This window comes from Mycobacterium sp. (genome assembly GCF_049683935.1).
Taxonomy (GTDB): domain Bacteria; phylum Actinomycetota; class Actinomycetes; order Mycobacteriales; family Mycobacteriaceae; genus Mycobacterium.
The window spans coordinates 1-8,210 of the sequence record NZ_JBAUJR010000444.1; the positions used below are offsets into that span (position 1 = coordinate 1).

Annotated in this window: 6 protein-coding genes; 5 read left to right on the forward strand and 1 reads right to left on the reverse strand. The window is 65.9% G+C overall.

Annotated elements, in window-relative coordinates:
• From WA965_RS24875 to WA965_RS24895, 5 genes are all read left to right on the forward strand, one after another.
• On the forward strand, nt 1-987 hold a 987-nt coding region (locus WA965_RS24875), incomplete at its 5' end, for a toprim domain-containing protein (protein ID WP_526448173.1).
• Between the two features lie 10 nt (nt 988-997).
• On the forward strand, nt 998-3,136 hold the full coding sequence (locus WA965_RS24880) for a DNA gyrase subunit A (protein ID WP_526295074.1): 2,139 nt from the start codon (nt 998-1,000) through the stop codon (nt 3,134-3,136).
• Between the two features lie 264 nt (nt 3,137-3,400).
• Nucleotides 3,401-3,898, forward strand: coding sequence for a hypothetical protein (locus WA965_RS24885; protein ID WP_526448174.1), 498 nt, complete (start codon nt 3,401-3,403; stop codon nt 3,896-3,898).
• Entirely contained in the window at nt 3,895-6,732 is a 2,838-nt protein-coding gene (locus WA965_RS24890) for a putative bifunctional diguanylate cyclase/phosphodiesterase (protein ID WP_526295078.1), read from the forward strand. Before WA965_RS24885 ends, WA965_RS24890 begins: the two co-directional genes overlap by 4 nt.
• 209 nt (nt 6,733-6,941) lie before the next feature.
• Nucleotides 6,942-7,709 (forward strand): glycoside hydrolase domain-containing protein, encoded by a 768-nt coding sequence (locus tag WA965_RS24895; protein WP_526295080.1) that lies wholly within the window; start codon nt 6,942-6,944, stop codon nt 7,707-7,709.
• A 9-nt stretch (nt 7,710-7,718) separates the two neighbouring features.
• On the opposite strand, the gene WA965_RS24900 is transcribed toward WA965_RS24895, so the two are convergent.
• Nucleotides 7,719-8,210, reverse strand: a 492-nt coding sequence (locus tag WA965_RS24900; protein ID WP_526448175.1) for a VldE C-terminal domain-containing protein, incomplete at its 5' end; no start/stop codon positions are given.

An 8,210-nucleotide genomic window follows, 5' to 3' on the forward strand; every position in this document is an offset into this window, starting at 1 on the left:
GCGGTCACCGCCCTGGCCGTCGACACCCGCGCCCCCGACGTGTCCTGGGACTCCCAGGCCAAGACCGCGGTGTCCTCGCGGTCGCTGAACGTGGCGATGGCACCGGATGTGGCACGCGGAGTCACCATCTGGGCGGCCAACCCCGCCAACGGGGACACGGTGTCGTTGTGGACCAAGCTGGCGCTGGAGGCCGCCCGCGCGCGGCGCAGCGCCGAAGGCGCCAAGGCGCGGTCCCGGGCCGCCTCGAAGGCCAAGGGCCTGGGGACGAATCTGTCACTGCCGCCGAAGCTGCTGCCCAGTCGGGAGACCGGCCGCGGGTCGGGTGCCGAGCTTTTCCTGTGTGAGGGCGATTCGGCGCTGGGCACCATCAAGGCAGCGCGCGACGCCACCTTCCAGGCGGCCTTCCCGTTGAAAGGCAAGCCGCCCAACGTTTATGGGTTCACGCTGAGCAAGGCACGGGTCAAGGACGAGTTCGATTCGATCGAGCGCATCCTGGGCTGCGGGGTGCGTGAGCAGTGCGACCCGGAACTGTGCCGGTATGACCGGGTGCTGTTCGCCTCCGACGCCGATCCCGACGGCGGCAACATCAACTCCAGCCTGATCTCGATGTTCCTGGACTTCTACCGGCCGCTCGTCGAAGCCGGGATGGTCTACGTGACGCTGCCGCCGCTGTTCGTGGTCAAGGACGGCACGGAGCGGATCTACTGCCAGGACGAGTCCGAGCGTGATGCCGCGGTGGCCCAACTGCGCGCGACCTCCAAACGCAAGGTCGAAGTGCAGCGCAACAAGGGACTCGGCGAGATGGATGCCGACGACTTCTGGAACACCGTGCTCGATCCCCAGCGCCGCACCGTCATTCGGGTGCACCTCGATGACGGTGAATCCAAGCTGCACCACACTCTGTTCGGCGGGCCACCGGAGGGCAGGCGCTCGTGGATGGCGGATATCGCCGCCCGCGTCGACACCTCTGCGCTGGACCTGACGTAGGAGAATCACCGTGACCGCCACCCTGGAAGTCCCCGAGCAGAACCCCGACCTGGTGCTCGACCAGAGCGCCGACGACTACTGGAACCACTACCAACTGACGTTCGCGCTGTACAGCGTCAGCGACCGCGCCATCCCGTCCGCGTTCGACGGGCTCAAGCCGGGCCAGCGGCGTCTGCTCTACCAGATGCACGACTCGCGACTGCTGCCCGGCAACAAGCCCCAGAAGTCCTCGAAGGTCTGCTCGGCGGTAACCGGCAACCTGCACCCGCACGGCGGGGCGTCGATGTACGGCGCGGCGGCACTGATGGCCGCCGAGTTCCAGCGTGTCAAAGTCATTGACGGACAGGGCGCATTCCCCCGCATCCAGGGCGACATTCCCGCGGCCGACCGCTACACCGAGATGCGGTTGTCGGCGCCCGGTGCGGCACTGACCGCTGAACTCGATGATCACGCGGTGCCGATGGTCGATACGTTCGACGGTGAATGGACCGAGCCGACGGTACTTCCGGCGCGGTGGCCGGTGCTGCTCTGCAATGGTGCGGTCGGGATCGCCGAGGGCTGGGCCACCAAGGTGCCTGCGCACAATCCGCGCGAGATCATGGCCGCGTGCCGGGCGCTGCTCGCCCGGCCGAATACCACCGACGACACCTTGATGAAGCTCATTCCCGGACCCGACTGGGGATGCGGGGCCAGCGTGGTCGGTACGGCCGGGCTGCGGGAGTACATCACCACCGGGCGCGGGCAGTTCACCGTCCGCGGCACGGTGACCGTCGACGGCAAGAACGTCATCGTCACCGAGCTGCCGCCCGGCGTCGCGAGCAACACTGTGCAGGAACGAATCCGAGCGCTGGTCGAATCCGGGGAGATGTCCGGGGTGGCCGACATGTCCGACCTCACCGACCGGCGCAACGGGCTGCGCATCGTGGTCACCGCCAAGCGCGGACACAGCGCCGACACGATCCGCGACCAACTGCTCGCTCTCACCCCGCTGGAATCGACGTTCGCTGCCAGCCTGGTCGCGCTCGACGAGGACCGCGTCCCCCGGTGGTGGACGGTGCGCGACCTGATCGGCGCGTTCCTGCACCTGCGTGATTCGGTGGTGTTGCGGCGCAGTGAGTATCGGCTGGAGAAGGTCACGGCACGGCGTCACCTGGTGGCCGGCCTGATGCTGATCCATCTCGACATCGACGCCGCCGTCGCGGTGATCCGAAGCTCCGACACCGTCGATGACGCCCGCCAGGGACTGCAGAAGCGATTCAACATCGACGAAGAGCAGGCCAATTACGTTCTGGCGCTGCAACTGCGTCGGCTGACCAAGCTCGACGTGATCGAACTGCAGGCCGAAGCAGACAAGCTTGACGCCGAGTTCGCCGAGCTGACCGAATTGGTGTCGAACCCCGACGCGCGCCGCAAGGTGATCGACCAGGAGTTGGTGGAAACGGCAAAGCTCTTCAAAGGCGCCGAATTCGACCGCCGGACCGTGCTCGACGCGGAGGCCACCCCGGTGACTGCCGGCGCCGACGAGGACGGTGCCCGCGAGCGAAAGGTCAACGCCTCCTGGCGGTTGGACGACCGCGGCGTGTTCTCCGACAGCCACGGCGAACTGCTCACCGCGGGTCTGGGGTGGGCGGTGTGGACCGACGGGCGCATCAAGTTCACCACCGGTGGTGGTCTGCCCTACAAGATCCGCGATATCCCGGTCGCCCCGGACATCACCGGACTGCTGGCATCGGGTGTGCTCGCGCCTGGTTCGCATCTGGCGCTGGTGACCCGGCGCGGGAAGGTGTTGCGCATCGATCCGGCTGCGGTGAATCCGCAGGGCGCGGCCGGCAACGGTGTCGCGGGCGTGAAACTCGCCGGGGACGGTGACGAAGTCATCGCCGCGCTGCCCGTCACCTGCGCAAACGGCGAGGCCATCCTGTCCCGCTCGGACAAGGGCTGGAAGGTGACCGAGGTCGCGGACATCCCGGTGAAGGGCCGCGGCGGCGCGGGCGTCGGATTCCATCCGTTCGTCGCCGGCGAGGACGCTCTGTTGTCGGTGTCGATCTCGGCGACCGGGTTCGTGCGCAGCGGCAGGTCGGTGCGTGCCGAGAAGCGCGCGAAGGCGTCGGTCAAGGGCTCCGGCGGGGAGATCACGCCCGCTGGGTAGGCATGTCCCCGCGGCGCCCTGCGCGGTCGTCACGCAAGAACATCGACAAGTCACACACCAAGCACTGTTCGGAGAGGATAATCACACACGCTCGGCAAACGTCAAGGTGTTCGCGAGGGCAGGGCAATGGTGGCACTATCACGGAAACACGGAGAAGGGGCGACCCTCGCTGCGCTTCGTCGTTCGACCGCCGCTGATCACGAGTCGGTTGATGCATTGATCGCGCCGGACCGTCTGGTTGAGGTCGGCTACTACGTTGCAGTCGTGCGGGCGCTGATCGAATGTGCCGAGATCGTCGAAGTGACCTTGCCGCGGATCCCACGCGGATTGTGCCGTCAAGGATTGTCTGCCTCCGATGTCTCCAAGCGCAGGGCGATCGATGCCGAATCGTCGTTCTTGGACGAACTCGCCGCACCCCGGCCTGTTCGACGTCCACCCGGTGGAGTCGACGATCTGCTGGCCCCAGGTCCACCCACACAGGCAACGATGGTGGGGCTTCTCTACGTCTATGTCGGCTCTGCCCTGGGCGGTCTGCACCTACTTCGGGTGGCCCGGACCGCGCCATGGTGGCGACACGAACGCGAGCATCTGCTGTTCCGGCCGTACGGCCATCATTTCACCGATCGTTGGCGGGCTGTGCTGGACGCCCTCGAGCGGTTGGGTCCCGAGGAGACGAATGCCGCAGTAGGAGCCGCGAAAGCCGGTTTCGACCTGCACCGCCGGTCCCTCACCGACCATCTATCGGCCGGGCCTGACAGATGAGCGAAGGCTCCGACGCGTTGTGGAATTCCGAAGCACTGTGGAAGGTGGTCGGCCACGAGGGCTGCGAAACCGAGCCGATCCATACGCCGGACGCCATCCAGGCGAACGGCTGGCTTCTCGCAGTCGACCTCGTGGGTCGGCGCGTAACACACGTGTCATCGAACCTGGCCGCGCCCATCGCTGAATTGCTGAGCACACCAGGGGTTTTGGGGTCGTCGCTTGACGATGTCTCGCATGCACTCGGACTCCCCGATGATTTTCGGCGATGTGCCGACATCGAAGGTTGGCGAGCTGAGATTCCCTGGCTGGAAACGGTTCCAGTGATGATCACGGCGCACGCAACGAGTGATCATTACATCGTCGAGATCGAGCGCGAGGTTCCCTCGGTGGCGACGGATCCGACCTCGATGATCGCCACACTGCTGGAGGCCGCGAGCTGGCAGGCGTTCTCGGAGCAGACGGTCGAGGCCCTCGGACAGATGTTCGGCTACGCGCGCACCATGGCCTACACGTTTCATCCCGACCATCACGGTGAGGTGATCGCCGAGCACCTCAACCAGCCTGACCTGGAGCCTTTCCTCGGGCTGCACTATCCCGCCGCCGACATCCCACCTCAAGCGCGTCGGTTGTACGTCCTTCAACTCGAGCGGGTCATCGAGGACGTCGCCGGGCCGACTGTCCATCTCCTGGGGTCGGCTTCAGATGGCGAGCCGGCAACACTCGATCTCAGTTTCGCTCGCCGACGCGCCGTCTCACCGGTGCACCTGGAGTACATGCGCAACATGGGTGTGGCCGCCACAGCAACGATTTCGGTGGTCCAATTGGGAAAGCTGACGGGCATGTTCGTCATGCACCACAACGAGCCTCGATCGCTCAGCCAAAGTGATCGTCGGGCGCTGGCTACCGTCAGTCGCATTGCCTCTTTTGTCGCAGCGACGATGGACGAGCAGTCCTTCCGCACCCGGCGCGCACACATCGCAGCGCTCGCCGAAGAACTCCGACGACACCTCTCGGCGGGCGACAACACTCTGCGAAGCATCGAAGCGATCAGTGACGATGCCTTGACTGTGGTCGAGGCCGATGGACTGGTGGCCCGCGTGGGTCGCGAGGTGTTCCGCCTAGGCGATGTACCGGAACAGGACGCGATCGATCAGCGGGTGCGCCAATTGAGTTCGGCCGGGCCGGATCTGGTACACGTGACGGATTGTCTCGCAGCCGATATGCCCGAACTCGCCAGGCCCGATAGCTGTGCAGGGGCGATCGTGGCCCAGCTGACCGGCTCCCCGGACATCTACCTTGCCTGGTTCCGGCGGCCAGTCCTCAGCGCCGTCCGCTGGGGCGGCGATTCGACTGGAACGGTCCGCCAGGACGATTTCGGTCGGCTTCATCCGCGGGGTTCTTTCAAGGAGTTCGTCGAGAACGTCACCGACCGCAGCCGCATGTGGTCCGAGCACGATCGGATCGCAGCGGACAGTCTCTATCGCGCCGTGCAATCCGGGCTGAACGAATGGGTGTACCGGCAGCTGGCGGTCCACGCGGCGGTCGACCCGCTGACGGGTCTCGGAAATCGTCGCGCGCTCTCCCGTGTGATCGACGGCGCGATGCGATCCAGCTCGGCGTTGCACCATTGTGGGTTGCTGTTCCTCGACCTGGATCGCTTCAAGCAGATCAACGACGCATTCGGACACCACCAGGGCGACCTCGTCCTGAAAGCCACCGCCGACCGGCTTGAACGGGTGACGTTCTATCTGGCCGGTCGGTCCAGCAGCGTGTTCCGTCTCGGCGGCGACGAGTTCGTCGTGTTGATCCGCGACGCCACCCCTGCGTTGCTCTCGCACCTGGCCGACGGGATCCTCGCTGCGTTCCGGGATCCGGTAACCGTCGAAGGTGCGACGAACGTGGTGAACGTCAGCATCGGAGCCGTCGCTGATGTGGACGGCGTCGGCGACGCGGCTGAACTGCTTCGGCGCGGAGATTTGGCCATGTACTCGGCAAAACGTGCAGGTGGGTCTCGTGTGGCGTTCTACCGGGACGACTTCTCACGTCAGGCGGTCCGTCGTTCGTTGCTCGAGCAACAGCTGTATCAGGCGCTCGAGACCGACGAACTGATTCCGTCATTCCAACCCATCGTCTCGATGCGAACCGGTCAGATCGTCGGAGCAGAGGCGCTGGCCCGCTGGCGCCAACCGGCGGGCGGTTTGATCCTGCCGGTCGAATTCATCGCCCTCGCCGAGGAGACAGGTCAGATCCGCCTTCTCGATCGACGGATCACCGAGTGCGCAGTAGTGCAGTGTCTGGAGCTGTTGCGGAATCCGTCGCAGGCGTTTCACCTCGCCATCAACGCCAGCGCGAAAACGGTGGACACCGAGTACGTCGACTACGTCGCCGAACTGATCGCTCACCACGGATTCTCACCCGAACGGTTGACCATCGAACTGACGGAATCGGCGATGGTTCAGGAGGCGGGACGTCTACGCCGGGTACTGGGCGATATTCGCTCGCTCGGTGTAAAGGTGGCCATCGACGACTTCGGGACCGGCTACTCCTCACTCGCCTACCTGCAGAATCTGCCGGTCGACGTGGTCAAGTTGGATCGCACGTTCATCGCGGGGGCAAGCGCCGCCGGTGAGGCGGTCGTCGCCCGCTGGGCGATACAGATGGTGTCGGACCTCGGAATGCGACTGATCGCCGAGGGCGTCGAGACCAGGGAGCAGGAAGAGACACTCCTGTCACTCGGCTACGACTGGGCGCAGGGCTATCGATACGGCGTGCCCACGATCGGATGCCCGCTGAACGGTCACTTCAGGAGCGTCGATGAACCCCCGCCGGGGTGATCGCGAGTAAGGGGCCCGGATCCTGCTTCCAGTAGTCCACATGTTCGACCGCGCGCCGTACCCGCCCACGTGGAGCCTGGCGATACCCTGCGGTCATTGCGCAGAGAACCATTGCCTGCCAACTTGGTCGGCGTAACAGTGAGGCATCGAAGTGGCATCGGCCCCTACGATCATCTCAACCCCATCCCCCACATTGGTAACATTGCTCGGTGTCAGTATCCCGGCGTGACGCGCTGCGCTACGCCGCCGCGGCGTCGGCGCTGGCCGGGCTCAGTGCAGCAACAAGTGTCCACGCGCCTCGGGCCTCGGCCGCCGGTCCCACCCTGATCGACTTCGCGATGCGCCAGATTCCCGCCCAGGACATCCGGGCCGCCGGGCACTCCGGGGTGATCAACTACGTGTCGACTTCGCGGCCGGGCTCGTCCTTCGGCGCCAAGCCGATCACGCTGCCCTACGCCAAGTCGCTGACTGCCGCCGGTCTGGTGATCGTCAGCAATTTCCAGTACGGAAAGCCCGGCGGGACAGCACCTTCGGATTTCACGCGGGGGTTCGCCGGCGGCGTCGCCGACGCCCGAACCGCCTGGCAGCTGCACACCGCCGCAGGTGGCGGCGGGAGCGCACCGATCTTCTTCAGCGTCGACGACGACATCGACCGCAACACCTGGAACGACCTTGCCCTGCCGTGGTTTCGCGGGATCAACTCGATGATCGGCGAGATGCGCACCGGGATTTACGCCGGCATCAACCCGTGCCAGTGGGCGCTCGAGGACGGTGTCATCGGCAGGTCGGGCTCGCCCGGCAAGGCGTGGATCTGGCAGACCCGGTCGTGGTCGAAGGGGCAGATCCATCCCGCCGCAGTTCTCTACCAGCGCATCATCGACACCGCATCCAACCCGGGACCGATCGTCGGAGGGATCCGCGTCGACGTCAACGACGTACTGGCGCAGGACTGCGGCCAGTGGAACATGCACCCGTGAGCGCGGAGATCAGCGGCGCATCACCGTGATGTGCACATGGTCGAAGTGGCCGTATCCCGATCCTCGCGGGCCGGCCGGCGTGTAATAGGTGCCACGCCAGATCACATCCTGCACCCCGAACCGAACCGCGTTGTTCATCGCGAACGCCATGATCTGATCTCCGAGCGCGATGCCCTCGGGACTGCCCGAGTTGGGAATCATGATGTCGATCGCCAGCCCGCTGGGATGCCAGGGCTTCGAGTCCGGCCGAACCCCGCCGATCTCGGAGATCTGCGGGAACTGAGCGCTGACGGCCCGGGCCGCCAGGATCGCGTTGGGCTGCAAGCCGGCCTCGGGCGCGACGCCGACGGGTAGTGCCTGGATGTCCACGACGGCGGCTGCAAGGGATGGCGGGGCGGGCATCGCGACGATGCCGGGGTCCGTCGGAGCGGGCACACTGGGCGGCGGCGGAGGTGGCACGGCGCTGTCGAACACCGCTTGCTGCTGCGGTGTCAGCGCGGC